This is a genomic window from Eisenbergiella sp. OF01-20, assembly GCF_003478085.1.
Lineage (GTDB): Bacteria > Bacillota > Clostridia > Lachnospirales > Lachnospiraceae > Eisenbergiella.
In genome coordinates, this window is record NZ_QUES01000031.1 from 15,806 (window position 1) to 41,346 (window position 25,541).

A 25,541-nucleotide genomic window follows, 5' to 3' on the forward strand; every position below is an offset into this window, starting at 1 on the left:
TGCGGCCTGTGAAAATTTCGGAGTGTGGCCACACCCGAATTGCTTGCCGTTTTGTGCAAGCCCCGAAAATGGCGCGAAAAAACGGAGGTACACACTTTTCTTACGCATCCTCCGTTTCTTTAGCCGCTTTCATCGCTTGGATCGTGGCTTCTACAATTTTTAGTTCTTTTTCGTCCAGGGCGTTGAGCATGGCGTCAATCCGCTTTCTGCACTCGCTCCCTTTATTCTTGGACGGATAGAAGTATTGATCTACCGATATATCGAACATTGTGACCATCTGATAAAAGGTGTTGAGGCTGGGGTGCTGGCCGTCATTCTCGTTATACATGATGGTGCGCGGAGCCCGGTCAACAATATAGGCCAGTTGCTCCTGCGTCATCCCGCTGGCCTCCCTTGCCCGCTTGATGGCGAGCCCTATATCGTGAAAATCAAATCGTCGGTTATCTCTCTCAATCTTCATAATATCACCTAATGTAATTTTACATTTCAGGTGTTATTATTTGAACGAGTATGTATTTCATACTACTGACTGTTTAATTTCATGTTCGGATTTATTAAAGATAGGCCGGTCATAAATTAGCGCCTAACGCTTGACTTTTGCTATCATTGATAGTAATATTGATGATAGCAAAGTGGAGGTATTAAGAAATGTCAACGATAGATTTAGTGATTCTTGGAATTGTATCCGAAAAACCGCAAAGCGCATACGACATACAGAAAGATATTGAATATCATCATCTTTCAAGGTGGACGAAAATAAGTGTCCCCTCAATTTATAGAAAAGTCTTGCAGTTAAGCGAAAAGGGCTATCTTCAAAGCAACATTGTTAAAGGAGATAGATTTGCTGATAAGGCAGTGTATTCTCTCACTGACGAGGGAAGGAAATACTTTAATAGTTTGATGCAATATTATGCCACCCAGACAGTTCCTTTGCTCTTTGACTTTAATGTCGTTATCGCTAATCTAAATAAACTTGATAAAAGTGTTGCTCTCGATTTGATTTCTAAGCTAAAAGAAAGCATCATAGCTTCTGTTCACACTAACGAGGAATATTTGACTGAATACTCAAATATTCCTCTTGTCGGGAAAACTATTATTGAACAGCAGGGACTTCTTTATAAAACGCTTTTGGAATGGCTTAATACATTTCGAGAACAGTTTGAAAAGGACTGATACCATGAAATGTAGCCTAACTATTCTATTTGAAGATCCTTTTTGGATTGGCTTATATGAACGATTTGATGAGGACAAATATGAGGTTTGTAAAATAACCTTTGGTGCTGAGCCGAAAGACTATGAAATATATGAGTTTTTGTTAAAAAATTGGGGGAAGTTGCAATTTAGTCCCCCCATAAAAACCGAGCTTGCCGAAGAACGAAAAATAAATCCTAAACGAATGCAACGTGAAATTAACAATCATTTACAAAATAGAGGGATTGGGACTAAAGCACAACAGGCATTAAAACTTCAACACGAGCAAAATAAACTTGTGCGAAAAACAAAAAGTCGAGAACAGCGTGAAGCTGAACAAGAGCGTCAATATGCCTTACGGCAAGAAAAGAAAAAGGCTAAACACAGGGGGCGATAAAATGACGGATGAACAGTGGATATATTGCCCTATGTGTGGCAATAAAACGAGGATCAAAGTTAGATACGATACTGAATTAAAAAATTTCCCTTTATTCTGTCCAAAATGCAAACAAGAAAATCTAATTAACGCAAAAGATTTTCAAATAATTGTTATCAAAGAGCCAGACGCAAAGACGCAGAGCCGATAACCATTTTAGTGATGTGGTTTATTGGTTCTGCTTTTTTATATTATAGCCTTTACCCGCCCAACGGCATATAAAAAAACCGTTGTTTCGGCGGCTGGATCATCACGCGCCAAAGCAAAATACAGTAGCCTTACGGCGGTTTTGAAATAACAAATTTCAAGCCGCCGTTTTCTTTTTGAAAAATTAGAATACGGGGGGTGTATTAAAGTCGCCCTTTTTTAAGGATACGGCGGTGTCCGGGAGGTATCGCCGTGTCTTTTTCCCTTTTCCATCCCCCTAACCTGTCAAAAAAAGCTCGTCCCCCGAACAGGATCAGTCTGGCGGTGGATATGCAGTTTGGCAGTACATAAATAAATTTGTCATTTCGTGCGCTTGCGTGGCCTTGTGTCGCGCAGGCGCATTTTGTTTGTCCGACTTCTGGACACTTTGTCCAGAGGTGCGGGGCGGTTCTCCAGGTTGCCGCTCTCCACCAGCCCCCGTTTCGGTCACTCGTTCACCCAACACCGAAACGGAGGGTTATAATGACTACCATCAATCTGAAAGATTTTTATTATTGGTACATACAAGATCAGTTTATTGAGGTTTCCGAGGAAGTGGCCGAGGCGCTCCGGGCCAGCGTCCGCTATGAAGCGGCTTACCAGCGGCGGCTCACCCGGCACAAGGCGCAATATTCCCTGGACTGTGAGGACGGGATCGAATACTCCGCCTGCCTGCACGAGCCCACTCCCCAGGAAGTCCTGGAGCTCAAGGAGCGGTTTATCCGTCTTTGGAACGCCCTCAACTCCCTGCCGGAGATCCAGGGCCGCCGGATCGATGCTCACATCATTCTTGGCAAAAGCATCAAAGAGATTGCCGAGGCCGAGGGTGTGCATGAGGAGTCCGTCCGCCAGTCTATCAAGCGGGGCTTGGAACGCATGAAAAAAACTTTTTGATTTTTGCTGTTCCCTCACTTGGAATTGATGCAAAAATGTCTTTCTTAACAGAGTTGATTTATCAATAGTTTTGCAAGCGGAGGCTGCTACTTGCAGCCTCTGTTTGTTTTACACTTCCGTCATAGCTTCCACCTTGTATTCTTCGAGCTAATGAAATATAATAAGAAATGTTGTCGGGGGTGCGAATATGGACTACATGACACTAAGAGAGGCAAGTGAAAAATGGGGCGTTTCGTCCCGTCAAGTCAACTATTACTGCGTTGAGGGCCGTATTCCTGGCGCTGTGAAAATGGCCGGTGTTTGGCTTATGCCGAAAGGGGCCGAAAAACCAGTTGATAAAAGAAGAAAGAGTGGTGATGATTATGAGCAAAAATGGTGAAACAATCCTGATTGTTGATGACGAAAAGGAAATTGCCGACCTATTAGAAGTCTACTTAAAAAACGAAAACTATCAAGTCAGGAAATTCTATCGCCCCAAAGAAGCTCTTGCGTGTGTTGAACATGAGCCAATCAGCCTGGCAATTTTAGATATAATGATGCCGGAAATGGATGGCTTTGTATTGTGTAATAAAATCCGTCAAAAATATTTGTTTCCCATCATTATGCTGACTGCAAAAGGCGAAGATATAGATAAGATTCAGGGACTAACTTTAGGGGCAGATGATTATATTACCAAACCTTTCAATCCGTTGGAGGTAGTTGCCAGGGTAAAAACGCAACTTCGCCGGTATAAGCAGTATAATACCAATCAGGCCATTCAAGAGGTTCCAGAAGAATATGATAGCAAGGGCCTTTATATTTGCCCTGATAGTCATAAATGTACTTTGAATGGGGAGGCATTATCTCTGACGCCATTTGAGTTTAACATCCTATGGTATCTCTGTAAAAATCATGGACGTGTTGTTTCGGCAGAAGAATTGTTTGAAAATATTTGGGGCGAGAAATTCTTTGAAAGCAACAACAACACCGTCATGGCCCATATTGCCCGGCTGCGGGAAAAAATGCACGAGCCGCCGCGCAAGCCAAAGTATATCAAGACTGTTTGGGGGGTGGGTTACACCATTGACTAAGGCAAAAGACACCGAAAGCCGGGAGATGCACAAGAGGCTTGCATTGAAAATCACCGTCCAATTTCTTGCCCTGGTTCTCATTTTTGAGGTAGCCCTCATTCTGCTCGGCCTGCTTTTCCTGGTAATCATGGGAGTGACGAATCTGGATCGGACGGTTTGGTTTGAGGCCCTGAAACCTTTTCTGATCCCTCTTCTAATCGTTTTGTCGGTCGCCGGATGTGGGTATATCTCCTATCGCTTTATGCTGCGGCCACTGGAGCATCTGGACGAGGTGGCTGAGGCAGCTAAACAACTTGCTCACCCCACTGATGCGCCGATCATGCTCTCCCATGACCTCAAAAGCATAGAGGATGACCTGAATCTTGTGCGAGAGCAAACGCTGAACAGCATCAAAGATGCTCGTGAGGCGGATATCCGAAAAGATGATTTGCTGGTGTATTTGGCACATGATTTGAAAACACCGCTTACAAGCGTTCTCGGATACCTAAAACTTATGGAGGATGAACCGGAAATTGATCCCGCTCTCATAAAAAAATACAGCGGAATTGCGGGACGGAAAGCCGAGCGCCTGGAGTCACTGATCAACGAGTTCTTTGAAATCACTCGTTTCAGCACCCACAAATTATCTCTGGAACCGGCAAAAACAAATCTCAGCAGGATGCTGATGCAGATTACCTATGAGTTTCATCCGATCCTGACAGAAAAGAATCTGGAATGGGACTTACAGATCCCGGAAAATATTGAGATTGTCTGTGACCGGGATAAACTGGAGCGGGCGATTGATAACCTGATCCGCAATGCCATCAATTACAGTTATGCAGGTACGACGATTTTCTTTTCTCTGACGCAGTTGGGCGAGCAAGTCAGGATCTGTGTGCAGAACAAAGGACAGACGATCCCGCCGGAGAAGCTGGAGCGGATTTTTGAGCAGTTTTACCGCCTGGACGCCGCCCGTTCTTCCGACACCGGCGGCGCAGGACTTGGTCTGGCGATTGCCAAAGAGATCATCGAACTGCATCATGGGACTATCTCCGCGCACAGTGAAAGCGAGACAATTCAGTTCCTTGTCCAACTTCCCCTGGACTGTCAGAAAAATGTAAGAAGTTCATCAGAAAGAAATCATTGATTGCGAAGATAGAGCGAAAACATCATTTCCCCCGTTCTGATATACTTTTTGTATCAGGACGGGGGAGTTTTTTATTCCCTGAGAATAGGGAGGATGCACTATGAGAAAATTGATGATTTTCTGTTTCACCATTTTATTTGCCGTATTATCGGCGCTGTCCTGTCTGAATTTTGCCTTTTCATCGCTTGACCAAGTGGAAGAAGATAAGCTCATGCTGACCATCGAAAAACCGGCAGAACAGTCAAACAGCGACTTTCTCGCTGACATCGACCATGCGCTTGCCGAGGTTCACGCCGATTTGATGTTCCGCCATGTGGACAATTCAGGCGAAAAATCCCATTATCAATATTATAAAACAAACCACACAGCAGATTTTCTCGACCTGTCCGCTCACACTGTTTTAGAGAGCGGGGAGTGCTTGTCCACAACAGAGCCAGCGGGATACACCGTTTTTCCCCTTCATGTGGCTTCTCTCATGCAAGACATCTCCTTTTTCCCGTGGGCCGATGCTGGACAATTTGACCTGACCGCCGGGACCTATTATGTAAAAATGGGGCAGCAATTCATTGTGGCCGACACACTCCGGCAGCTGGGATACACGGTCACCATCCAACCCACAAACTACATTTCCGGCCAGTTTTCTGTTTTACTGTTTGGCTTTGTGCCCGCCTTTATGCTGATTGCCAGCATAGCCTTCTATATTCTTTCCAACGGGAAGCAAAATGTCCTGAAAAAGATGGAGGGCTACACAACGAGGAATATCCTGGCCGATGAAGTTCGGTCTGTTGGGTTTCCATTGGCGGTCAGCTTTCTGGCCGTAGAAGGAGTTAGCTTAATCGCTGCGGCAGTTCTATACCGATCCGCATGGGGCCAGTATATTCTATTCTCCCTGCCTAATTTTGCGGTTTTGTTCGTGGCGACCCTGATTGGACTTGTGCTCGCCGGTCTATTGGTCAGCCGTCAAAAGAGCGCCGAACATATCAAGGGGCGGGTGCCAAAGCGGGGAATCTATGTAACAACGATTCTGGCAAAAATCGTGTTTGTCACTTTCCTCGTCTTTTTCCTCTCCATTGCAGTTAGGAATGTGGCTATCTCCTATCATTCGATGCAGACGGCGGATTATTTAGCAGAAAAGGTTGCCGGATATGTTACGATCCCGGTCAACACCAGCAATACCTCGACACAGGGACTGGCAGATCATTACAAGGATTTCTACGCCGCCACAGTGGATCGGTATCACGGTGTCCTGATAGATGCCAGCAATTATGAGTACGATCTGATTGGCGGAAAAACACTGGCCCAAGAGTTTGGGCAGACCTCTGTTACCGTCAATCGAAACTATTTGGAATTTAACCCGATTTATGGACTGGATGGAAGCCCCATTTCATCCGCTCAGCTGTCAAATGCCGCGTTCAATGTACTGTTGCCGGAATCGAGGGAGCAGGAAGAAGAATACTGGCGTGAGTATGTCCGCAATGCGTATTCGATGGAGACAAACTTCATTTTCTACGACGGGGAAGCCAGTAAGATTTATACCTACAATGCCGATACAGGGAGTGGGAATTATGGAGCAATCAACGAGCCTGCAATCCTTGTAGTGGAAGAAGAACAGCTGGAAGGTATTTTTGTACTGAGCTATTGTTCGCAGGGTTCTTATTTCCTAAAGGTAGACGGAACCGATCCATACCAGAAACTGCTGCCGGTCCTCCGCGAAACCGGGATTGCCGGAGTGACGCTGAGTACACCCAGCATTTCCGATACTTTCTCTGACGCTATTCAGCATCAGCGGCAAATGTTGATCCTTTATGGAACACAATCTGCTGTCCTGCTGGCCGGCTTGTTCTGCCTGATCCTTTTCAGCGCCAGACTCCACTGTGAGAATTATAAAAAGAAGATAGCCTCCTGCCTGATCGAAGGGTACTCCACATGGAGCTGCTTGAGAAAGCATTTCATTGTAACGGTCCTTTACTATGGTGTTGTCATTCTCATGCTTCAAGCTCTAACCGCAATGATGCAGGTATCGCTGGACTACATTCTTTTGCTCGGCTCACTGGTCGGAGAGTTGTTTATAACACTGATCGTGGGACGAAAGTATGCACATCGAAATCTATACCAAATCGTGAAAGGAGCGGACTGATATGGCTGACATTATCCTATCTAATATCCATAAGAAGTTTGGGAACAAGACCTTATTCCGGGATTTTTCTCTGAAAATTGAGCGTGGGGAGTTTCTGGCAATCATGGGTGAGAGCGGTGCCGGGAAAACAACACTGCTGAACATGATGGGCTTGCTGGAACGGCCGGACAGCGGCGTAGTCACGATCTGCGGCCAGAAGAATCCGGCGTTCTCCTCTCACGTCGCTGTGGAACTGCGCCGCCACCACATCTCATATCTTTTTCAAAACTATGGCCTGATTGACACGGAAACCGTGGAAAGTAATATGCGGACGGCTACCCATTTCAAACAGGTCAGCAGAAAAAAGGAGCGGCGTCTGATTGCCGCCGCATTGGAACAAGTTGGCCTGCAGGGGTATGAGCAGAGGAAAGTCTACACATTGAGCGGCGGAGAGCAGCAGCGGGTGGCTTTGGCCAAGGTCATTGCGAAGTCTCCGCAAATCATCTTTGCAGACGAGCCAACCGGGAGCCTCGACGAGCACAACCGCAGCTATGTCATGGAAATTTTGAAGGAGTTGAATCACCGGGGAAAAACCATCGTTGTGGTCACCCATGATCCGTTTGTCAATGCCTGCGCGACAACCCACATGATGCTGAAAGGCGTGTCATAAAAAGGATGATAAAAATGAGAAAGAAGAAAATGTGTTACAGCCCTGAAGAAAAAGAGTACATTGCGGCGATGGGTCGTCTGCATTTCCAGCCGGAGGATAAGGTGGCAATCGTGAATCAGGTTGTCTCTGAAGTGGGAAAAAGGGCTACGCAGGGGCAATCAGATACGGGAGCGGAAAAAACGCCTGAGGATACACATAAAGAACGAAAATAATTATTCTCTTCATTCTGCCGGACGACGGCAAAAGAAAAAAAGCCGTCGTGAAGCAGACGTATTGACACGCCCATATTAACTTTACGGCGGCTTTGACAAAATCAAGGCCGCCGTTCTTTATGCCCTCGACAAAGGAGTGACGCCTATACGCTGACACGGCGGCTTTAGGAGGGAGCCGCCGTGAAGCAAAGACAGCTTCGACATAATTCATCAGGGATTTACCTGCCAAAAAAAGCTCACCCGCCCAGCAGAATCAGTCCGGCGGTGGATGCGAAATTTGGCAGTACATAAATAAATTTGTCATTTCGTGCGCTTGCGTGGCCTTGTGTCGCGCAGGCGCATTTTGTTTGTCCGACTTCTGGACACTTTGTCCAGAGGTGCGGGGCGGCTCCCCTGGGTGTCGCTCTCCACCACCCCCCCGTTTCGGTCACTCGTTCACCCAACACCGAAACGGAGGTTTATAATGACTACCATCAATCTGAAAGATTTTTATTATTGGTACATACAGGATCAGTTTATCGAGGTTTCCGAGGAAGTGGCCGAGGCGTTTCGGGCCAGCGTCCGCTATGAAGCGGCCTACCAGCGACGGCTTACCCGGCACAAGGCGCAGTATTCTCTGGACTGCGAGGACGGGATCGAATACTCCGCCTGCCTGCACGAGCCCACTCCCCAGGAAGTGCTGGAGCTCAAGGAGCGGTTTGTCCGGCTCTGGAATGCCCTCAACTCCCTGCCGGAGATCCAGGGCCGCCGGATCGATGCTCACATCATTCTTGGCAAAAGCATCAAAGAGATTGCCGAGGCCGAGGGTGTGCATGAGGAGTCCGTCCGCCAGTCTATCAAGCGGGGCTTGGAACGCATGAAAAAAACCTTTTGATTTTGCTGTTTTCCCACTTGGAATTGATGTAAAAATGTCTTGGTTAGTAGAGAGGGAAATATAAACCTCTCCGCAACGGAACCGCGGCGGCCCTGAGCATAGCGCGGGGAGCCGGGCGGCGGGTGCGCGGTGACTTCTCTCCACGGAGAACGAGCGACAAACACCAGCGCCGCAGGTGGGCTGGGCCAGCTCACGGCCACGAACCGCCATTGGACAGGCTGGCCGCCTGTCCCTCCGGGCCGCCGTTCCTCCGTTGCGTGGGGATGCCGCGCTGAGTATGGTTGTCTTTGGACAGGTCAAGGAAACGGGCGCGGCACTCCCTAATTTATCAAGAAAGAGGGAAACGCTCTATGAACTATGATCCAGAACTGGCGGCCCTGCTCTCCCAGCCGTGGAGTAACAATGCCTGTCGCGGCTATGTGATCTACGCGATGGAGAACTGCGGTTTTTCACCCCAGGACATCCGGCGTGTGGTGGCTGAGCTCTACGAGGTCTTTGACATCCGTGGACTGGAAGAGGCCCAGCAACACTACGAGCGGAGTCCCTACTGACTTCTGGACACTTTGTCCAGAGGTACATATCCGGCCAAAGGCCAGCACTTTCGCGGTGCTGGCCTTTGCCATGTTTCAAAACATTCTTTGATTGTATGGGAGGGATTTTATGCAGGCACAGGTCAAATACGAAAGTGAAGTCAAAACTGCTGTTCTCGGAGATCGCACGATCACCGTTAGAAATCTCACCCCCGTTCTTTCCCCGCAGGAACAGGATAAGCGCAACCGCGAAGTCGAGCGGCGGCTGTTTGATGTGTTCCGCAAATATGCCGGGCGGGGGTAGGCCAGAGTCATCCTTGTGGTAAGGGGGCGGCAGAGGTACAATATAATTGTAGGTTGGCTCCCGTTTAACGGAAGGGAGCTAATTATGGATAGTAGAATAGATGCAATTTACGGGCGGCAGTCGATTGACAAAAAGGACAGTATTAGCATCGAAAGTCAATTTGAGTTTTGCCGCTATGAGCTTAAAGGCGGTGAGGGTAAGGAATACAAAGACAAGGGCTACTCTGGCAAGAACATTGAGCGCCCCGACTTCCAGCGGCTTCTGCAGGACATCCGGCTGGGCCTGATTAAGCGGGTGATTGTCTACAAGCTGGATCGGATTAGCCGTTCCATCGTGGACTTCGCAAAACTCATGGAACTGTTCAAACAGTACGATGTGGAATTTGTGTCCTGTACAGAAAAGTTTGACACTTCCACACCAATGGGCCGGGCGATGCTCAATATCTGCATTGTCTTTGCCCAGCTTGAACGCGAAAGCATCCAGATGCGTGTGCAGGACGCTTTCTATTCCCGGTGTACCAAAGGCTACTATATGCGGGGCCGGACGCCATACGGTTTTGATACCGAGCCCATCGTCATGGACGGGATCAAGACAAAGAAGCTGGTGGAAAATGCGGAAATGGATTTTGCTGAGCTGATGTTTCAAATGTATGCGGAGCCGGGCAATTCCTACGGCGATATAACCCGGTACTTTGTCAAACACTCCATCAAGGTCTATGACAAGGCGTTGCAACGGGCCTTTATCTCTAAGCTGCTGAGAAACCCCGTTTACGTCCAGGCCGATATGGACATCTACGAATACTTCAAAGCCCAGGGCGTAAAAATCGAAAGTCCCCCGGAAATGTTCACAGGGGACAATAGCTGTTATCTCTATCAAGGGCGCGAGGGTGAGGAGCCGATCCTTGTGATTGCGCCCCACCAGGGGCGCATCCCCTCCCAGCTTTGGCTGACCGTTCAGCGCAAGCTCTCACAAAACACCACATTCCAGAATGGCCGGAAATGCCATAACACATGGCTGGCCGGGAAAATCAAGTGTGGGCGCTGTGGTTATGCGCTAACTGCCCTGAGAGCTCAAAATGGCGTTGTTTACCTACGATGCAAACAGCGGGCGGACAATGGGAGCTGCGAGGGGGCCGGTACGCTGACCGCGCAAAGCATGGAGGCGTTTGTTTACGGCGAGATGGTTAAGAAGATGCGGAAATTCCACACGCTGAAAGGCGGTAAGGAACAAAGCTACAATCCGAAGCTGACCGCCGCCCGCGTTGCGCTGGCAAAGACGGAAAGCGAGATCGAGAAACTTCTGGACACTTTGTCCGGTGCTAATCCGCTTCTCCTGCAATACGCAAATACACGCATTGAGGAACTGGATGCAGAACGGCAGAAACAGCTCCGGCTGGTCGCAGACCTCACCGCCAATTCTGTTTCCGCTTCACAGATTGATAGCATTACGGGCTATCTCGATGACTGGGAGTCCGTGAGCTTTGACGATAAGCGCAAGGTGGTTGATATACTCATATCACAGATTGACGCTACCAGTGAGAGTGTTACAATCCACTGGAAAATCTAAAACCTTTTCACTTGGCATTATGCCCTTGTAAAAAATAGTTTAAATTTTTCCAGCATAATCTGCCCGAACCATCCGATCTGCTCTCCGGAATAGTTGGCAAGCTGATCAAATACGTCCAGCGTAACCGTTTCTTCCGGGATGATTTCCGCAAGAAGTTCTTCATAGGAATCCCCGTTTTCCCCGGCCTGCGTATCCGTGTCAGCCGTATTCCCGTCCGTTTCCCCATCTGCCGGGGCAGCGGTGTCTGCAGCAGGCTCTGAAGCCGGCGTGCCTGAATTTCCGCAGGCAGCCAATGATATAGTCATCATGGCAGCCATAAGCAATGCAGTTAATTTTTTTACTTTCATATTCGTCCTCCTTTTTAATTGTGTTACAAAACCGTTTTAACGGATAACACCAACATGTAATATAGTAACAAATCGCTCAGCCTTTTACGGCTCCCAGCATAATTCCCTTTTCAAAATATCTCTGCATAAATGGATATACCACCAGAATAGGGATTACCGTAACCATGGAAATGGTATATTTTATAACCTTTGCACTGAGTGCCGATTTGAGGACGGCATCGCTGACCTGGCCTCCGGACTCCATCAATGCGCTGAGGTTGGATGCTGTATTGAGATAAATATATAGTCTGTGCTGCAAGGTATACAGATTGGGGGCCGACTGCATCAATATCAGGGAATCCGTAAAGGAATTCCAGTGCCCTACCGCGCCGAATATTGCTATGGTTGCCAGAATGGGCTTACTCAGCGGCCATATAATTTTGCGGAAAATTACCATATGGGTAGCACCGTCAATCTGTGCGCTTTCTTCCAGCTCTGCCGGAATGGATTCTATATAGGTCTTTACCAGGATGATATTATAAGGGGCCACGATTCCGGGGATAATGTACGCCCAGAAGGTATTAGTCAGACCCAGCATCTGCATATTCAGAAACCAGGGGATCAGGCCTGCATTGAAATACATGGTGATAATCAAAAATCGGTACCAGAATTTTCTGCCCCACATTTCCTGCTTTGTTACCAGATAACCCACAAAAGCGGAGGCGGCTACCATGAAAGCGGTTCCCAGAAGGGTTCTTCCCACCGAAACAAGAAAGGCGTTGGAAAGATCACTGACATTCAGCAGGGATATGTAATTATCCAGGTGAAGTCCCCGCGGTATAAAGTTAATTACGCCTTTCACCACCAGGTCATTATCACTGATTGTATTGATAAACAAATAATAGAATGGGAAAATACAGGCGATGGTAAACAGAATAAAAACCAGATAATTTATCAGGTTAAAAAGCATATCTCCCGGTCTTGTCCTGTATTTTTTCCTGTGCGTTTTTTCATAAAGCTTTTCAGCCTTTCTGTCCGCTTTTTCCTGCGCTGATTTTGCCATGCTCTTCCCTCCTATACAATACTTTCGCCGCGGATCAATTTAGATACTCCGTTTGCGGCGAACAGCAGCGTCACGCTGACTATGGATTTGACCATACCGATTACGGTAGACAGAGGTATGGCCCCTTTTCCGATACCCAGTTTATATACATACAGATCAAGAACCATAATGGCGTTCTGGTTGGTGGCATTTTCAAATACCAGATATTGATCCATTCCGTTGCTGAGAATATTGGCAATGGACATAAGCAGAAGAACGCAGAACGTGGGGATCAATCCGGGAACCGTTATATGCCACATTCTCTGGAACCTGCCGGCACCGTCCACGGTTGCGGCTTCGTACAGCTGCTGGTCTATTCCCGATATGGCGGCTATATAAATAATGGCGCTCCAGCCGATTCCTTTCCAAAGGCCCCAGCCCAGCATCTTAATCCATACATAATCACCGCTCATAAGCATATTCACGCCCTGATCCCAGATTCCCAGATTTACCATAATGCTGCTGACAAAACCGTCTGTTGAGAAAATACAGAACGCTATGGCATATACCAGGACCCAGCTTATAAAATTGGGAACCGTCGTGAAGGTCTGTACAAATCTACGGAATCTTACATTTTTTATTTCCGACAGGAATATGGCAAAAGCCATAGGAAGCCAGCTTGTTGCGATTCCAAGGCCGCTCATGGCCAATGTGTTCTTCAGAACACGCACGATATCCCTTACTGTGGCCGGATTTTTAAACAGCTCGGTAAACCACTTGAAGCCTACAAAGTTTTCCATACTTATGGAATCTCCTACCTTATAGTCAAAAAATGCATACCGCCATCCCCATAAGGGCATATAAGCAAATACTCCCACCAGAGCAAGAAAAGGCATTAACATCAGGAAAAGCCTGAACTTAGTAGGCATTTCAAATTTGCTTTTCCCGGTTAGTTTAGGAAACAGAATCAGCTGCAGGGCCGATATCACGAGAATGAGCAACGTAATTGCAAGTATCAGAAGGAGTCCCGAAGGAAAAACAGGTTCCACTTTTCCCGGTTTGGCTGTCTGCGCCACCTGCGTATACGCGGCATATATCCCTCCGATACCCGCAAGCTCCACAATACATCCTATGGTGCCAATGATATTTCCTGTTTTTTTACATTTCAGATTTCCCAGTGACATACAGCCGCTCACACTAAATGCTGCTATCCCAAGACACATAGCCATGGATGCTATAAATAACAGCTGCATGGAGCTTTCTTCCACCCATCCTTTTCTGAAAGCGCGGCCGAATTCCGCCGTTAAGGATGAATAGGAAATACCTGCCGTAAACAGGGACATGTTTTTATTAATCATGCCGCTTATCCTTGCCGGGTTGAGATTTGGTATAAACAGAAATACCACAGATAAAAGAATGGCAATCCGTATGGGATAATAAAGTTTATCCGTAAGAATTTCCTTTCGTGACTTTGTACTGCTCATTTTATTCCTCCCTTTCCTGAACTTAATTTCCGTATTTTTAGTAAAAAAAATACACCACAGGGTTTCACAACCCTTATGATGTATTAATTATAATAAAGGTAAAACTAGAAAAATACGGTAAAATTCTGATTAAAAATACATTCACTTTTTGAATTCTTCCCTTGTTTTCTGCAATGCCTCAGCCGTCTCATTCATACGGTTCATGGGAAGCAAAAGACAGACCCTTGTTCCTTCTCCCAAAACCGAATAAATTCTGACCCCATATTTATATCCATAGGTAAGCTTAATCCGCTGATTGATATTATACAGACCAATACTCTTATTCCTGCTCATATCCTTTTCTTCAATCGTTCTCTGCAGACAGGCAAGATCTTCTTCTGTCATTCCATTTCCATTATCTGCTATGCCGATACAAAGCAGTTCCTCCTCCCCTTCCTGCTTTCCTACCGATATATGGATAAATCCTCCCCGTTCCTTTTCCTCCAGCCCATGCAGTATGGCATTTTCCACCACCGGCTGAAGCAGTAACGGCAGGATAAGAAGCTTTCCGGGATCCATATCCTTTGTTACTTCTATTACACTGTCAAACTTATCCGTGAAACGCAGCTTCTGAATATCCAGATACACTTTTATATGTTCCAATTCCTTGCTCAGGGTGGTAAAGGAGGTACCTGTATTCTCCAGGACATAACGCATGGATTTCCCCAAAAGCTTGATTGCTCTGGCGACTTCTCTGTCATTGGCTTTAAAAGCCTTCATCCGTATAGTTTCCAGTGTATTATAAAGAAAATGGGGATTAATCTGGCTTGCCAGCATTTTAAATTCCATGACCTGCTGTTCATTCAGAAGCTCCGCTTTGTTAATGCGGGCCTCATACATTTCCGCATCCTTCTTTTTTATATTCCGGACCATAATTTCCAGATCCGAAAAAGCCTCCGATATTTCATCCTGTCCCTGGATAAAGCTGTGTATGTCGTAATCCTCATTGCTGGCCTGGTGCATGGCTTTTCTTAAAATAAGGACACGGGATGTAAAATACTCGGTAAAATAATGGATGATAATCCCGGGTATCAGTATAGCCACTGCCAGGATTAAAACACAGATTGTCAGGATTCTCTTAATGCTGATATAACCCTGGTCATTCATGGTACATATATAAAGCCGGGAATCGGACTGGTACAGATTCAGAGTGGAAACATCCACAAAATATGTCACGCCATTAATCTTTTTTGTACCTGTATACTGGTAGTAGTTCTCCGTATAATCAATAGGTACCTTCTGCTTTATACCATATTCACTCCTGTCGGTATTAAAAAAAACTTCTCCTTCGTTTACGGATACCATAGCTGCATATTCCTGGCTGTTGATCCTTGTCCTTAAATAATTATCACTGAGTTTGATAACCAGAACCGCATTATATTCCGCATCCGGCAGGGGGAGCCTGCGTACCAGGCTCAGGTTCCAGTATTCATTTCCATACTTGTCTGTGGTTGTCATGGGAACCCAGAACACGCTGGACTGGGTAACCGCCTTTTGGTACCAGCCGGAATGCTGTATCTCCTCTCCCGCTTGACAGAACTGTTTATAATCCGTAAAAGTAGGATTGTCGGTATATATCTCTATACTTTCGATTTCCGCATAATTCTGACCGTAATTATCAACCACTGTCAGATTCCCGGCCTTTTGGATCAGACTGGCCCTCTGTCCATAATCTGTGGACAGTACTTCCTTTACCTTTTCATCGAAAATCAGATTTTCGGAGATATTATAAACCTGGGTGGTTATTTCAAATAAAATATTTTTAACCCGGAGATTATCTGATTCCAGGAGATCCCTGTGGTAATTTGCGAGCAGCGTATAGGTATTCATCAGAAGAAAAATACCGATAATCATAATAGGAAGAAACAAAGCAGCAAAATATATGGTATATAACTGCTGTCTTATATTTGTGAGCTTTTTAAAATGAAATATTATCTTTTTCATAACTGTTCCGCCCTGTATTTTTCATCCGTACCCATATAAATTTATATATAAAAAAATCCGTACAAAAAGACGATCTTCTTTCTGTACGGATCTACGTTCCCTGGGGGAATCGAACCCTCAACTGCCCCTTAGGAGGCGAACGCTCTATCCTGCTGAGCTACAGAGACTTATATTAAATTGAGACTGGCAACGATCACTTTTCCCCGTAAGGCAGCTGGTAGAGCACAACCTTAGGAGATGGACCCAGTGCATATATTCCCTATCAACAGGGATAAAGAAAATGCAGTTATATCAAGGCTTTTCTCCATGTTCTCTATAAACCTTGTACAAGCAAAATCAAGCAAAAACAAAGGATTTTAGCCCCCTATTGTTTGCACTCTGTTTGCAAAGGCGCGAAATTTGGCGTTAGCCAAAAGTTCAATTCCCGTCGAGACTTAATTATATTCATGGTATCGTGGACATAGTTTACCATACATAGAGGTTCATTACAAGAGGTATTGAGCCAGTGAAAGTGCCTGTTTTATCTTTCTCAGGAAAGGTAAAGCAGGCACTTTTTTTCATATCTAAACTTAGAAAGAAATGAGGTGAAATCATGAATACACAGATTATTGCCATAGCCAACCAAAAAGGTGGTGTCGGCAAAACAACCACTTGTGCCAATCTTGGAATTGGTCTGGCGCAGTCCGGGAAGAAAGTCCTTCTGATTGACGGAGACCCACAGGGAAGCCTGACCATCAGCTTGGGCAATCCCCAGCCTGATAAGCTGCCCTTTACACTGTCAGACGCTATGGGCCGTATTTTGATGGATGAACCAATTCGTCCCGGCGAGGGTATCCTGCACCACCCTGAGGGCGTAGACCTGATGCCTGCGGACATCCAGCTATCTGGTATGGAGGTATCTCTGGTAAACGCTATGAGCCGAGAAACCATTCTGCGACAATATCTGGACACGCTGAAGGGGCAATACTCCCATATCCTTATTGATTGCCAGCCCTCCCTGGGTATGCTTACGGTCAATGCACTGGCTGCCGCTAATAGGGTTATAATCCCCGTCCAGGCAGAGTATCTTCCAGCTAAAGGTTTGGAGCAGCTTTTGCAAACTATCAATAAGGTTCGCAGACAAATCAATCCCAAGCTGCAAATTGATGGGATTCTGCTGACGATGGTAGACAGCCGAACCAATTTTGCCAAAGAAATCTCCGCTCTTCTGCGCGAAACCTATGGCAGTAAGATCAAGGTGTTTACATCAGAAATTCCTCATTCTGTCAGGGCTAAAGAAATCAGTGCTGAAGGAAAAAGCATTTATGCCCATGATCCTAATGGCAAAGTGGCTGAGGGCTACAAAAATCTGACGAAGGAGGTATTGAAACTTGAAAAGCAGCGCGAAAAAAATAGAGCTGGCCTCAGTAGATGACCTGTTTTCTACAGAAGAAAGTCGGCAAGACGAGCAACTGGAAAAAATTCAGGAAATTCCCCTATCTGAACTGCATCCGTTCAAGGATCACCCCTTCAAGGTCAAGGATGATGATGCAATGATAGAAACCGCAGACAGCATCAAAAAGTATGGTGTGTTGGTTCCTGCGATTGCCAGACCACTGCCTGATGGCGGTTATGAGCTGGTAGCCGGTCACAGACGCCGCAGAGCCAGCGAATTGGCCGGAAAAGAAACCATGCCTGTCATTGTGCGCGACTTGGATGACGATGCTGCCACAATTATTATGGTTGACAGCAATTTGCAGCGAGAAAATCTGCTCCCCAGTGAAAGGGCTTTTGCCTACAAAATGAAGCTGGAAGCCATTAAACATCAAGGAGCAAGAACAGACCTGACTTCTGTTCAAGTTGAACAGAAGTTGAGCGCCAGAGACCAGGTGGCAAAAGAAGCCGGTGAACGAAGCGGTATCCAGGTAATGCGATATGTTCGTTTGACTGAACTGATTCCAGAGCTTTTGGATATGGTGGATGAAAAGAAAATCGCATTTAACCCAGCCTATGAACTCTCTTTTTTGAAACCGGACGAACAGCAAATGCTGGTGGAAACAATGGACTATGAGCAGGCTACCCCTTCTCTCTCTCAGGCTCAGCGAATGAAAAAGTTCAGCCAGGAAGGGAAATTGTCAGAAGATGTGATGCTTGCCATCATGTCAGAGGAAAAAAAGGGTGATCTGGATAAAGTGACCTTGAGCAGCGATACCTTGCGAAAGTATTTCCCCAAAAGCTATACACCGGCCAAAATGCAGGAAACCATTATTAAACTGCTGGAACAATGGCAGAAAAAACGCCAACGAGATCAGGAACGATGAAGGGAGAGCCTATGAAAGATATTGCAGCAAGGGAACTGAAAGGCCACAACATTCTTGCAGTGGAGCGATTTTGGGACAGCACTTTCTGGATGATTGAGTTTACTGTCTTGCGCCCTACTGCTTATGGAGAACCTGGTGACGAAATGAGGCTTTTTCTCACAGAGGACGGGTATCAGTCAGCTCTGCAAAGCCAGCAGCGTCGAGAAATCAAAATTAAGAGATATGCCCATGTTATTGAGGGGCATATCCTCGACTTCAAGCCTAAAAAACACCGTCGTTCATAACCGATACAACGAAAGGAAAGGAATGAATATGTGTACTGTAAGAGAAATCCGAGAAGCTATTCAAGAAGATTGCCGCTCACAGCGTGATATGGAATCCACCGAGATTGACCGTGTTTTTCAAACCTTACCATTTTCTCAGGAAAGGGATCTGTTTGATAAACCACCAATGCCAAAACGCCCCTACCGACGCAAGAAAAAAGATACAGACAGACCCTAACCGCTGCCACAATTCTTTTATGAATTGCGGCTTTTTTCATACCTGAGAAATGAAAGGAGTGAAGTAAATGGCTGTTTTTCGTGTAGAACGCACTGGCGATTACACGGTTATGAGCAATTTTCATCTAAAAGACAAACGACTTTCTTTGAAGGCAAAGGGTCTCTTGTCGCAAATGTTATCTCTGCCTGATGACTGGGATTATACGCTGTCAGGACTCAGCTATATCAATCGAGAAAGCAAAGATGCAATCCGCTCTGCTGTCAATGAGCTTGAAACAGCCGGATACATTCGGCGCAGACAGACAACTGATGCTTCTGGTAAATTCGCAGCCAATGAGTATACCATTTTTGAGCGTCCCATCGAGGGAGAACCGATGTTGGATAAGCCGTTGTCGGAAAACCCGATAACGGTAAACCCGTCAGCGGTAAATCCGTTACCGGAAAATCCAACACAATTAAATACTAAGAAATCAAATACCCAAAAACAAAATACTCATGGATCAAATACCGATTCCATTCCCTTCCGGGAAACAGCGGCGGTAATACCGCCGGAACGGAAAGGAAGGGATGCGATGTCTGTCACAGAGATAGAAAATTATCGGGAATTGATTTTGGAGAATATCGAGTATGATTGTCTGAAGCAGCGTTATCCTCTCTACCTGGATGACCTGAATGAGATCGTAGAGCTGTTGGTAGAAACGGTCTGTGCCAAACGAAAGACCACCCGGATCTCTGGTGCGGACTTTCCTCATGAAATTGTACGCTCCCGCTTTTTGAAGCTGGACAGCTCTCACATCGAGTTTGTCATGGACTGTCTGCAAAAGAACACCACCCAGGTACACAACATCAAGCAGTACCTGCTTGCAGTGCTGTTCAACGCTCCTACCACCATGAATAACCACTACACTTCACTGGTAAATCACGATATGCACGCAGGCGGCTGGTAATCAGCCGCTTTTGTATTACACCAAAGGAGGCACAGCATGAATCAGATTGAAATTTTCAATAGTCCAGAGTTCGGAAGCATTCGCACTTTGGAACAGAATGGCAAAGTATTATTTTGCGGTACAGATGTGGCAACAGCGCTGGGATATACCAATCCACGCAAAGCCGTCCGCGACCATACCAGGGGTGGAACGAAATGTTCCATAGGGGTCCAGACTGGGAAAAAGGCAGATGGAAGCCCCGCGGTACAAATGGTCGAAATGCTCTTTATCCCCGAAGGTGATCTATATCGTCTGATCGCCCATAGTAAACTGCCGTCAGCGGAACGGTTTGAACAATGGGTGTTTGATGAAGTTCTACCTGCCATTCGCAAGCACGGAGCCTATCTCACAAAAGAAAAGTTGTGGGAGATAGCCACTTCTCCGGAAGCTCTGATAAAGCTCTGCTCCGAGCTGCTTGCTGAGCGGGAAGAAAATGCGTCGCTACGAGAGGAAAATGCCCTGCTGGAGAGTAAGGCAGCCTTTTATGATTTGTTCATCGACCTCAATCACAGTACCAACCTCCGCACCACCGCCAAAGAGTTGCTTGTCCCGGAGCGTCGGTTTGTCCGTTTCCTTCTGGAAAAGCGTTTTGTGTACCGCACCGCATCCGGTAATGTACTGCCCTATGCAAAGCCAGCCAATGAAGGACTGTTTTGTGTCAAAGACTACTGCAATCACGGGCATATCGGCTCCTATACGCTGATAACCCCGCAAGGCAAACTCTACTTTGCTCAGCTGAGAGACATGATTTTGATGGTTGTATGAGAGTGGGAAAGGAAGTGAGTTTTATGCCAGAAGGCAAAACAATCGGTCAGCTGATGGAAGAAATGCGCCAGAAAGCTGGAGCGCAGAACTATCACGGCCATGACTACATGGATCTCCAGCGATTTGCTGAGAACACCCGGCACATGATTATTTTTGATGTGCTGACGCATGACTCCCCGGTGGGCTGGAAAGGTGAACGAACCCGCCTGTTTTTGTCAGATAAGGGCTATGAAAAAGCTCTGGACAGTCAGGCAAAGGGACAGATCAAGATTCTCAGTTATGCAAAGGTCAGAAATGGAGATTTGCTCTATGACCGTTCTGAGCAAATTCGTTGAGGGCGGTTCGATGAAGAAATACCTTCTCCGGCGGCTGGTGGTCCCGCCTTAGAAATAAATGCACCACCCCTGCACATTTTGTGGAAAGGAGGCGATGAAAATGCAGGAAGAAGTGGAAAACAGGACTTTAACGCTGGTTGTCAGCGGAACAAAGTTCACCGGCAGGCTGCTCAAAGCCGCCATCAGCAAGTACCTTGCCCACCGCAAGGAAAAGAAGCTGCAAAAGCAGAGAAGCCGTGACGCGCCTGTGAAGCCCCAGGGCAAGCAGACGGTGAAACAGCTGATTGGTCAAAACCAAGGGGTTTCCAACATCGAGATCACCGACCCCTCCATCAAGGAGTTTGAGAAGATCGCCCGGAAATACGGCGTGGACTATGCGGTGAAGAAGGACCGCAGCAGCTCCCCACCCAAGTACCTGATCTTTTTCAAGGGTCGGGACGCGGATGCCCTGACCGCTGCTTTTACCGAGTACACCGGGAAAAAGGTCAGAAAGGCGGAGAAATCCGAGCGCCCGTCCGTGCTGGCAAAGCTGAGCCAGTTCAAAGAACTGGTAAAACACGCCGTCGTGGACCGGAACAAGCGGAAGGAGCTGGAACGATGAAAAAGCAGCTGAACATCAAAAAGCTCATTTTGCTGAATCTGCCGTATATCCTGATGGGGCTTTTCTCCACCAACTTCGGTGAAGCGTGGCGGATGGCCGTGGGTGCGGACGCTTCGGCAAAAATGCTCTCGTTCTTCTCCACGCTGCCGGTGGCGCTGGCCAGCTGGTGGCCCAGCCTGCACCCGCTGGACCTGCTGGTGGGCCTGTGCTGCTGCGGCGGCCTGCGGCTGGCTGTGTACCTGAAAAGCAAGAACGCCAAGAAGTACAGGCACGGCATGGAATACGGTTCCGCCCGGTGGGGAACCCATGAGGACATTACACCCTACATCGACCCGGTATTCCAGAACAATGTGATTCTGACGAAAACGGAGAGCCTGACAATGAACAGCCGCCCCAAGGACCCAAAGACCGCCAGAAACAAAAATGTGCTGGTGATTGGCGGCTCCGGTTCCGGTAAGACCCGCTTCTGGCTCAAACCGAATCTGATGCAGATGCACAGTTCCTATGTGGTCACAGACCCGAAGGGAACCATTTTGGTGGAGTGCGGAAAAATGCTCCAAAGGGGCGCACCCAAGCTGGGGAAAGACGGAAAGCCTATGAAGGATAAGCACGGCAAGGTCATTTATGAGCCGTACCGAATCAAGGTCCTAAATACCATTAACTTCAAGAAGTCCATGCACTATAACCCTTTCGCCTATATCCATAGCGAAAAGGACATTTTGAAGCTGGTAACAACGCTGATCGCCAATACCAAAGGCGAAGGCAAGGCCGGAGACGATTTCTGGGTAAAAGCAGAAACCTTGTTGTACTGCGCGCTTATTGGCTATATCCATTATGAGGCTCCGGTGGAGGAACAAAACTTCTCCACCCTCATTGAGTTCATCAACGCCATGGAAGTCCGTGAGGATGACGAGGAGTTCAAAAACCCCGTAGACCTGATGTTTGATGCACTGGAAGCCGAGAAGCCAAACCACTTTGCGGTGCGCCAGTATAAGAAATATAAGCTGGCCGCCGGAAAAACAGCCAAGTCGATTTTGATTTCCTGCGGCGCTCGCCTTGCCGTGTTCGACATTGCAGAGTTGCGTGAGGTCACGGCTTATGATGAGCTGGAGCTGGATACTCTGGGAGACAGGAAAACTGCCCTGTTCCTCATCATGAGTGACACTGATGACAGCTTTAATTTCCTTATATCCATGTGTTATACCCAGCTGTTTAACCTGCTCTGCGAAAAGGCCGACGATGTGTACGACGGCAGACTGCCGGTTCATGTGCGCTGTCTGATCGACGAGTGCGCCAACATTGGCCAGATACCCAAGTTGGAAAAGCTGGTGGCCACCATCCGAAGCCGTGAGATCTCCGCCTGTCTGGTGTTGCAGGCGCAGAGTCAGCTCAAGGCGATTTATAAGGATAACGCAGATACCATTATCGGAAACATGGATACTTCCATCTTTCTGGGCGGTAAGGAGCCGACCACTCTCAAGGAGCTGGCCGCCGTGCTGGGTAAGGAAACCATCGACACCTACAACACCGGAGAGAGCCGTGGGAGGGAAACATCCCATTCACTCAACTATCAAAAATTGGGGAAAGATATGCCATAATTCATGGTGACGAGTTCAGTTGCCTTGAATAACAGATGAACAGGGACACGATCAACTGGATTCGGATAAAACGAAAACAGGAGGTCGCTATGGAGAAATTGAAAAAGCATATCCATGATGACAGTAACGGTCTGGACTATGTTCTGGTCGGAGACTACTATATTCCAGACTTACAGCTGCCGGAGGAAAGCCGCCCAATCGGACGGTGGGGACGGATGCACAGGGAATATCTGCAAGAGTATTGTCCCGACCGGTACAATGAATTGCTTCTGTCTGGAAAGCTGTGGACATATCTTGCCGATCTGGATGAGCAGGCACAGAACCGTCTGGATTGTATCATTGCCCAGATAAAAGAAACAGAGGGAGTCACGGAGGAATTGAAAGCAAAAGACCAGCTTGCATGGGTCGGTCACATGAACAGCATACGCCACCGGGCAGAGGAAGTCATTCGGTCTGAGATGATTTTCGTCTGAGAAGGTGGAAAAACTGAGGCCATTCACTTTTATAGTGGATGGCCTTTTTGCTACCTGCGCTTTTTCTTTTTTGGCATATAATACGGCTGTGACTTGGCTTTTCCCCGCATATTGTTTGGGTTTTTAAGCAGTTTGGACAGGCTCAGTATCCGCAGAAAAGCCGAAAAGTCCTCGGATGAAATTTTTTCAAAAGGAATCTGCATTTTATCACAGAACTCATGGATCATAGCTTCTGTGTCGGTTCCCATCTGTATGGCCTGTTCAAAATTCTCTTTGACCTCATCCAGTGTTGGCTGTGGGTCGGCTGTGGTCTTGTCTTTCAAATGGGCTTCCCGTATATCCCGGACAATGCTGTCCAGATCATCATGAAGGATATGGCTGTAAAAATCGTTCTCCTGTACCTGACCCAATTCCAGCGTCCGCATATACAGATCATTTTCTCCCGGTGCGTGTTCTTTCAGAATGGTCTGCCGGGTAGCTTCCAGAATCAGATTCATCTGGTTCACTCGCATATCAGCGATCTGGTCAATAAAGATTTCCATATCAACCATCAGCCGCAAAAAATTTGGATGAGTCGCCAGTTCACAAAGCAGGCGGTTGTTGATCTTTCCGCTGCTCAAAAGTTCCACCATAGCGTCACTCAGATGCAGAGCTTGAAGCTCCGTGTTTGGGTGATTTTTATTTTCTGACACACCCATCAGATAATCAGTGGACACACCGTAAAACTTTGCCAGTGTCGCAATCGCAAATGGGCTGATGTCTTTGTAGTCATCGCTCTCATATTTTCCCAGTGCCGACTTAGACAGGCCGGTCTGTTCTGCCAGCTGTTCCAGCGTCAGGTGCTTATCCACCACCCGCAGGTCTTTGAGCCGTTCCGGGATCGACAGTTTTGTGTACATCAAAGCACCTCCTTGCCAACGGTTTTTGTTTTCCATTATAGCACATTTCCGAGAGCGTGGAAATATGCGGTTTTCGTGTGATTTTCCTGCGTCTTGGACATACGGGAGCAGCCCTCTTTTTTCGGTAAACTGGTTCTTGTCAGGAGACATAGAACCTTGAAAAATGAATGACCGACTGCAAGGGGGATGACCTCCGGGGAAGTGACGCCACGATAAGAGCGCACCAAAGAGGACAATACGCTGGGAGAGAATCCGGGCAGGAATATTTTGCAGACAGACCGGCAGACAGAAAAATAAACGATGCGGGACATACCGCATCAAATGAATGGAGGTAGATCATTATGAAACTGAATATGAAGGAAAAGAAAATACTTTACGCTTACGCCTGCCCCAGCCATCACAACACAGTGACAAGGCTGAAATGGCTGACAGCATTGACTGTTGACCCGGAGGCGAAAAGCCAGATGCTTCATCTTGCTCGTAAAATTGAGACAGAGACAGAGGAAAGGTGGTACGAAGCCTTTTACCATCATCTGCGTATGGAGATGGACGAATACCGCCGGATTAGACGCAGTCTGCGTGCGCTGAAAGCAAACACCGATTATGAGGAGGAACTGTATGAGGAAGCTGTCTAAATATGAAAAAGAAACCATCATCAACTGGAATGAGGGCGAGACGATTGCCAGTATCTACACCTTCAATGCCAGCTTGAAACGCAGACTGGAGGATTTCAGCCGGAAGTACCCTCTGCTGTGCCGCTTGGAACGCAGTACGCCGGAAGGTAGCGTGACCTATGTACTGGACAAGTCCCGACTTTCGATCCGGCTGGTGCCGCCGTACAGCGAAGAACGGCTGGCAGCTACAAGGGAGTACGCAAAAGAGCATGGCTTTCAGGTCATACAGACAGAAGAAAAAATCGCTTAAAATGAGGGCGATTTACGAAAAAATATCGGGTCTGCACCCGCTGTTTTGATTGGCAATTTCCGCAGGCGTATTCTGTATCCACTTCTCGCCTATGGGCGTAAATGTACGGATACGGAGCCGGTGAAACTGGCAAAAACCGCTTCTGCGGTG

Annotated in this window: 31 protein-coding genes and 1 pseudogene; 26 read left to right on the plus strand and 6 right to left on the minus strand. The window is 47.1% G+C overall.

Annotated elements, in window-relative coordinates; translation table 11 throughout:
• Nucleotides 1–100: 100 nt before the first annotated feature.
• Nucleotides 101–460, minus strand: coding sequence for a helix-turn-helix transcriptional regulator (locus DXA36_RS24905; RefSeq protein ID WP_118682134.1), 360 nt, complete (start codon nucleotides 458–460; stop codon nucleotides 101–103).
• A gap of 188 nt (nucleotides 461–648) precedes the next feature.
• Here DXA36_RS24905 and DXA36_RS24910 point away from each other — a divergent pair, with 188 nt between their 5' ends.
• From DXA36_RS24910 to DXA36_RS24970, 14 genes are all read left to right on the plus strand, one after another.
• Nucleotides 649–1,173 (plus strand): PadR family transcriptional regulator, encoded by a 525-nt coding sequence (locus tag DXA36_RS24910; protein ID WP_118682135.1) that lies wholly within the window; start codon nucleotides 649–651, stop codon nucleotides 1,171–1,173.
• A 4-nt stretch (nucleotides 1,174–1,177) separates the two neighbouring features.
• Nucleotides 1,178–1,588 (plus strand): YjdF family protein, encoded by a 411-nt coding sequence (locus DXA36_RS24915; protein ID WP_118682136.1) that lies wholly within the window; start codon nucleotides 1,178–1,180, stop codon nucleotides 1,586–1,588.
• A 1-nt stretch (nucleotide 1,589) separates the two neighbouring features.
• Nucleotides 1,590–1,778, plus strand: coding sequence for a cysteine-rich KTR domain-containing protein (locus DXA36_RS24920; RefSeq protein WP_118682137.1), 189 nt, complete (start codon nucleotides 1,590–1,592; stop codon nucleotides 1,776–1,778).
• Between the two features lie 518 nt (nucleotides 1,779–2,296).
• Nucleotides 2,297–2,707, plus strand: a complete 411-nt coding sequence (locus DXA36_RS24925) for an RNA polymerase sigma factor (RefSeq protein WP_087232188.1) — start codon at nucleotides 2,297–2,299, stop codon at nucleotides 2,705–2,707.
• 187 nt (nucleotides 2,708–2,894) lie between these two features.
• Entirely contained in the window at nucleotides 2,895–3,086 is a 192-nt protein-coding gene (locus tag DXA36_RS24930) for a DNA-binding protein (protein ID WP_118682138.1), read from the plus strand.
• A complete protein-coding gene (gene vanR / locus DXA36_RS24935; protein ID WP_118682157.1) occupies nucleotides 3,070–3,777 on the plus strand; it encodes a VanR-ABDEGLN family response regulator transcription factor in 708 nt (235 codons plus the stop codon). The genes DXA36_RS24930 and vanR overlap by 17 nt, the downstream gene beginning before the upstream one ends.
• Nucleotides 3,770–4,903 (plus strand): sensor histidine kinase, encoded by a 1,134-nt coding sequence (locus DXA36_RS24940; protein WP_243114738.1) that lies wholly within the window; start codon nucleotides 3,770–3,772, stop codon nucleotides 4,901–4,903. The genes vanR and DXA36_RS24940 overlap by 8 nt, the downstream gene beginning before the upstream one ends.
• Nucleotides 4,904–5,003: 100 nt before the next feature.
• Nucleotides 5,004–7,040, plus strand: a complete 2,037-nt coding sequence (locus tag DXA36_RS24945; RefSeq protein WP_118682139.1) for a hypothetical protein — start codon at nucleotides 5,004–5,006, stop codon at nucleotides 7,038–7,040.
• 1 nt (nucleotide 7,041) lies between these two features.
• On the plus strand, nucleotides 7,042–7,689 hold the full coding sequence (locus tag DXA36_RS24950) for an ABC transporter ATP-binding protein (protein WP_118682140.1): 648 nt from the start codon (nucleotides 7,042–7,044) through the stop codon (nucleotides 7,687–7,689).
• Nucleotides 7,690–7,703: 14 nt separating this feature from the next.
• Nucleotides 7,704–7,901: a hypothetical protein gene (locus DXA36_RS24955; RefSeq protein ID WP_118682141.1), complete on the plus strand. Its 198-nt coding sequence runs from the start codon at nucleotides 7,704–7,706 to the stop codon at nucleotides 7,899–7,901.
• A 463-nt stretch (nucleotides 7,902–8,364) separates the two neighbouring features.
• The gene (locus DXA36_RS24960; protein ID WP_118682142.1) at nucleotides 8,365–8,775 is read left to right on the plus strand and encodes an RNA polymerase sigma factor; all 411 of its coding nucleotides are present in this window, start codon (nucleotides 8,365–8,367) and stop codon (nucleotides 8,773–8,775) included.
• Nucleotides 8,776–9,125: 350 nt separating this feature from the next.
• Nucleotides 9,126–9,326 (plus strand): hypothetical protein, encoded by a 201-nt coding sequence (locus tag DXA36_RS24965; RefSeq protein WP_087307739.1) that lies wholly within the window; start codon nucleotides 9,126–9,128, stop codon nucleotides 9,324–9,326.
• A gap of 109 nt (nucleotides 9,327–9,435) precedes the next feature.
• On the plus strand, nucleotides 9,436–9,609 hold the full coding sequence (locus DXA36_RS33125; RefSeq protein WP_182479259.1) for a hypothetical protein: 174 nt from the start codon (nucleotides 9,436–9,438) through the stop codon (nucleotides 9,607–9,609).
• Between the two features lie 84 nt (nucleotides 9,610–9,693).
• Nucleotides 9,694–11,175, plus strand: coding sequence for a recombinase family protein (locus DXA36_RS24970; RefSeq protein ID WP_118682143.1), 1,482 nt, complete (start codon nucleotides 9,694–9,696; stop codon nucleotides 11,173–11,175).
• Between the two features lie 17 nt (nucleotides 11,176–11,192).
• Here the strand turns inward: DXA36_RS24970 and DXA36_RS24975 are convergent, their stop codons facing one another.
• The 4 genes from DXA36_RS24975 to DXA36_RS24990 all read right to left on the minus strand — a co-directional run bounded on the left by DXA36_RS24975 (nucleotide 11,193) and on the right by DXA36_RS24990 (nucleotide 16,010).
• The gene (locus tag DXA36_RS24975; protein ID WP_182479260.1) at nucleotides 11,193–11,522 is read right to left on the minus strand and encodes a hypothetical protein; all 330 of its coding nucleotides are present in this window, start codon (nucleotides 11,520–11,522) and stop codon (nucleotides 11,193–11,195) included.
• 76 nt (nucleotides 11,523–11,598) lie between these two features.
• Nucleotides 11,599–12,564: a carbohydrate ABC transporter permease gene (locus DXA36_RS24980; protein ID WP_118682144.1), complete on the minus strand. Its 966-nt coding sequence runs from the start codon at nucleotides 12,562–12,564 to the stop codon at nucleotides 11,599–11,601.
• An 11-nt stretch (nucleotides 12,565–12,575) separates the two neighbouring features.
• Nucleotides 12,576–14,027 (minus strand): ABC transporter permease, encoded by a 1,452-nt coding sequence (locus DXA36_RS24985; protein WP_118682145.1) that lies wholly within the window; start codon nucleotides 14,025–14,027, stop codon nucleotides 12,576–12,578.
• A gap of 141 nt (nucleotides 14,028–14,168) precedes the next feature.
• Nucleotides 14,169–16,010 carry a sensor histidine kinase gene (locus DXA36_RS24990; RefSeq protein WP_118682146.1) on the minus strand — a complete coding sequence of 614 codons (1,842 nt, stop codon included), beginning with the start codon at nucleotides 16,008–16,010 and terminating at the stop codon, nucleotides 14,169–14,171.
• Nucleotides 16,011–16,602: 592 nt separating this feature from the next.
• On the opposite strand from DXA36_RS24990, the gene DXA36_RS24995 reads away from it, so the two are divergent.
• From DXA36_RS24995 to DXA36_RS25040, 10 genes and pseudogenes are all read left to right on the plus strand, one after another.
• Nucleotides 16,603–17,424, plus strand: a complete 822-nt coding sequence (locus DXA36_RS24995) for a ParA family protein (protein WP_002569249.1) — start codon at nucleotides 16,603–16,605, stop codon at nucleotides 17,422–17,424.
• Nucleotides 17,381–18,310: a ParB/RepB/Spo0J family partition protein gene (locus tag DXA36_RS25000; protein WP_006059569.1), complete on the plus strand. Its 930-nt coding sequence runs from the start codon at nucleotides 17,381–17,383 to the stop codon at nucleotides 18,308–18,310. Before DXA36_RS24995 ends, DXA36_RS25000 begins: the two co-directional genes overlap by 44 nt.
• A gap of 11 nt (nucleotides 18,311–18,321) precedes the next feature.
• The gene (locus tag DXA36_RS25005) at nucleotides 18,322–18,594 is read left to right on the plus strand and encodes a DUF5720 family protein (protein ID WP_007862445.1); all 273 of its coding nucleotides are present in this window, start codon (nucleotides 18,322–18,324) and stop codon (nucleotides 18,592–18,594) included.
• Nucleotides 18,595–18,616: 22 nt separating this feature from the next.
• A complete protein-coding gene (locus DXA36_RS25010) occupies nucleotides 18,617–18,811 on the plus strand; it encodes a hypothetical protein (protein WP_008818008.1) in 195 nt (64 codons plus the stop codon).
• Between the two features lie 67 nt (nucleotides 18,812–18,878).
• Nucleotides 18,879–19,757, plus strand: a complete 879-nt coding sequence (locus DXA36_RS25015; RefSeq protein ID WP_006059572.1) for a DUF6017 domain-containing protein — start codon at nucleotides 18,879–18,881, stop codon at nucleotides 19,755–19,757.
• A 36-nt stretch (nucleotides 19,758–19,793) separates the two neighbouring features.
• The gene (locus DXA36_RS25020) at nucleotides 19,794–20,561 is read left to right on the plus strand and encodes a BRO family protein (RefSeq protein ID WP_002589066.1); all 768 of its coding nucleotides are present in this window, start codon (nucleotides 19,794–19,796) and stop codon (nucleotides 20,559–20,561) included.
• A gap of 23 nt (nucleotides 20,562–20,584) precedes the next feature.
• Nucleotides 20,585–20,896, plus strand: a complete 312-nt coding sequence (locus tag DXA36_RS25025; protein WP_118682147.1) for a DUF5720 family protein — start codon at nucleotides 20,585–20,587, stop codon at nucleotides 20,894–20,896.
• 100 nt (nucleotides 20,897–20,996) lie between these two features.
• Nucleotides 20,997–21,497 (plus strand): PcfB family protein, encoded by a 501-nt coding sequence (locus DXA36_RS25030; protein ID WP_008723309.1) that lies wholly within the window; start codon nucleotides 20,997–20,999, stop codon nucleotides 21,495–21,497.
• Nucleotides 21,494–23,089 (plus strand): annotated as a pseudogene (locus DXA36_RS25035) (VirD4-like conjugal transfer protein, CD1115 family); the annotation flags it as partial. The gene DXA36_RS25030 and the pseudogene DXA36_RS25035, both read left to right, overlap by 4 nt.
• A gap of 95 nt (nucleotides 23,090–23,184) precedes the next feature.
• On the plus strand, nucleotides 23,185–23,568 hold the full coding sequence (locus DXA36_RS25040) for a TnpV protein (protein ID WP_002593334.1): 384 nt from the start codon (nucleotides 23,185–23,187) through the stop codon (nucleotides 23,566–23,568).
• Nucleotides 23,569–23,618: 50 nt separating this feature from the next.
• Here DXA36_RS25040 and DXA36_RS25045 read toward each other — a convergent pair whose 3' ends face one another.
• Nucleotides 23,619–24,467: a helix-turn-helix domain-containing protein gene (locus DXA36_RS25045; protein ID WP_002594259.1), complete on the minus strand. Its 849-nt coding sequence runs from the start codon at nucleotides 24,465–24,467 to the stop codon at nucleotides 23,619–23,621.
• 341 nt (nucleotides 24,468–24,808) lie between these two features.
• Between DXA36_RS25045 and DXA36_RS25050 the strand changes: the two genes are divergently transcribed.
• On the plus strand, nucleotides 24,809–25,102 hold the full coding sequence (locus DXA36_RS25050; RefSeq protein WP_002594258.1) for a hypothetical protein: 294 nt from the start codon (nucleotides 24,809–24,811) through the stop codon (nucleotides 25,100–25,102).
• A complete protein-coding gene (locus tag DXA36_RS25055; RefSeq protein WP_118263088.1) occupies nucleotides 25,086–25,391 on the plus strand; it encodes a molecular chaperone in 306 nt (101 codons plus the stop codon). Before DXA36_RS25050 ends, DXA36_RS25055 begins: the two co-directional genes overlap by 17 nt.
• The last annotated feature ends 150 nt before the right edge of the window (nucleotides 25,392–25,541 follow it).

What these genes read in the sequence shown, in the direction of transcription:
- DXA36_RS24905 (WP_118682134.1), bottom strand. Translation starts at nt 460, where the DNA reads ATGAAGATTGAGAGAGATAACCGACGATTTGATTTTCACGATATAGGG.
- DXA36_RS24910 (WP_118682135.1), top strand. Translation starts at nt 649, where the DNA reads ATGTCAACGATAGATTTAGTGATTCTTGGAATTGTATCCGAAAAACCG.
- DXA36_RS24915 (WP_118682136.1), top strand. Translation starts at nt 1,178, where the DNA reads ATGAAATGTAGCCTAACTATTCTATTTGAAGATCCTTTTTGGATTGGC.
- DXA36_RS24920 (WP_118682137.1), top strand. Translation starts at nt 1,590, where the DNA reads ATGACGGATGAACAGTGGATATATTGCCCTATGTGTGGCAATAAAACG.
- DXA36_RS24925 (WP_087232188.1), top strand. Translation starts at nt 2,297, where the DNA reads ATGACTACCATCAATCTGAAAGATTTTTATTATTGGTACATACAAGAT.
- DXA36_RS24930 (WP_118682138.1), top strand. Translation starts at nt 2,895, where the DNA reads ATGGACTACATGACACTAAGAGAGGCAAGTGAAAAATGGGGCGTTTCG.
- vanR (WP_118682157.1), top strand. Translation starts at nt 3,070, where the DNA reads ATGAGCAAAAATGGTGAAACAATCCTGATTGTTGATGACGAAAAGGAA.
- DXA36_RS24945 (WP_118682139.1), top strand. Translation starts at nt 5,004, where the DNA reads ATGAGAAAATTGATGATTTTCTGTTTCACCATTTTATTTGCCGTATTA.
- DXA36_RS24950 (WP_118682140.1), top strand. Translation starts at nt 7,042, where the DNA reads ATGGCTGACATTATCCTATCTAATATCCATAAGAAGTTTGGGAACAAG.
- DXA36_RS24955 (WP_118682141.1), top strand. Translation starts at nt 7,704, where the DNA reads ATGAGAAAGAAGAAAATGTGTTACAGCCCTGAAGAAAAAGAGTACATT.
- DXA36_RS24960 (WP_118682142.1), top strand. Translation starts at nt 8,365, where the DNA reads ATGACTACCATCAATCTGAAAGATTTTTATTATTGGTACATACAGGAT.
- DXA36_RS24965 (WP_087307739.1), top strand. Translation starts at nt 9,126, where the DNA reads ATGAACTATGATCCAGAACTGGCGGCCCTGCTCTCCCAGCCGTGGAGT.
- DXA36_RS33125 (WP_182479259.1), top strand. Translation starts at nt 9,436, where the DNA reads ATGCAGGCACAGGTCAAATACGAAAGTGAAGTCAAAACTGCTGTTCTC.
- DXA36_RS24970 (WP_118682143.1), top strand. Translation starts at nt 9,694, where the DNA reads ATGGATAGTAGAATAGATGCAATTTACGGGCGGCAGTCGATTGACAAA.
- DXA36_RS24975 (WP_182479260.1), bottom strand. Translation starts at nt 11,522, where the DNA reads ATGAAAGTAAAAAAATTAACTGCATTGCTTATGGCTGCCATGATGACT.
- DXA36_RS24980 (WP_118682144.1), bottom strand. Translation starts at nt 12,564, where the DNA reads ATGGCAAAATCAGCGCAGGAAAAAGCGGACAGAAAGGCTGAAAAGCTT.
- DXA36_RS24985 (WP_118682145.1), bottom strand. Translation starts at nt 14,027, where the DNA reads ATGAGCAGTACAAAGTCACGAAAGGAAATTCTTACGGATAAACTTTAT.
- DXA36_RS24990 (WP_118682146.1), bottom strand. Translation starts at nt 16,010, where the DNA reads ATGAAAAAGATAATATTTCATTTTAAAAAGCTCACAAATATAAGACAG.
- DXA36_RS24995 (WP_002569249.1), top strand. Translation starts at nt 16,603, where the DNA reads ATGAATACACAGATTATTGCCATAGCCAACCAAAAAGGTGGTGTCGGC.
- DXA36_RS25005 (WP_007862445.1), top strand. Translation starts at nt 18,322, where the DNA reads ATGAAAGATATTGCAGCAAGGGAACTGAAAGGCCACAACATTCTTGCA.
- DXA36_RS25010 (WP_008818008.1), top strand. Translation starts at nt 18,617, where the DNA reads ATGAATATGTGTACTGTAAGAGAAATCCGAGAAGCTATTCAAGAAGAT.
- DXA36_RS25015 (WP_006059572.1), top strand. Translation starts at nt 18,879, where the DNA reads ATGGCTGTTTTTCGTGTAGAACGCACTGGCGATTACACGGTTATGAGC.
- DXA36_RS25020 (WP_002589066.1), top strand. Translation starts at nt 19,794, where the DNA reads ATGAATCAGATTGAAATTTTCAATAGTCCAGAGTTCGGAAGCATTCGC.
- DXA36_RS25025 (WP_118682147.1), top strand. Translation starts at nt 20,585, where the DNA reads ATGCCAGAAGGCAAAACAATCGGTCAGCTGATGGAAGAAATGCGCCAG.
- DXA36_RS25030 (WP_008723309.1), top strand. Translation starts at nt 20,997, where the DNA reads ATGCAGGAAGAAGTGGAAAACAGGACTTTAACGCTGGTTGTCAGCGGA.
- DXA36_RS25040 (WP_002593334.1), top strand. Translation starts at nt 23,185, where the DNA reads ATGGAGAAATTGAAAAAGCATATCCATGATGACAGTAACGGTCTGGAC.
- DXA36_RS25045 (WP_002594259.1), bottom strand. Translation starts at nt 24,467, where the DNA reads ATGTACACAAAACTGTCGATCCCGGAACGGCTCAAAGACCTGCGGGTG.
- DXA36_RS25050 (WP_002594258.1), top strand. Translation starts at nt 24,809, where the DNA reads ATGAAACTGAATATGAAGGAAAAGAAAATACTTTACGCTTACGCCTGC.
- DXA36_RS25055 (WP_118263088.1), top strand. Translation starts at nt 25,086, where the DNA reads ATGAGGAAGCTGTCTAAATATGAAAAAGAAACCATCATCAACTGGAAT.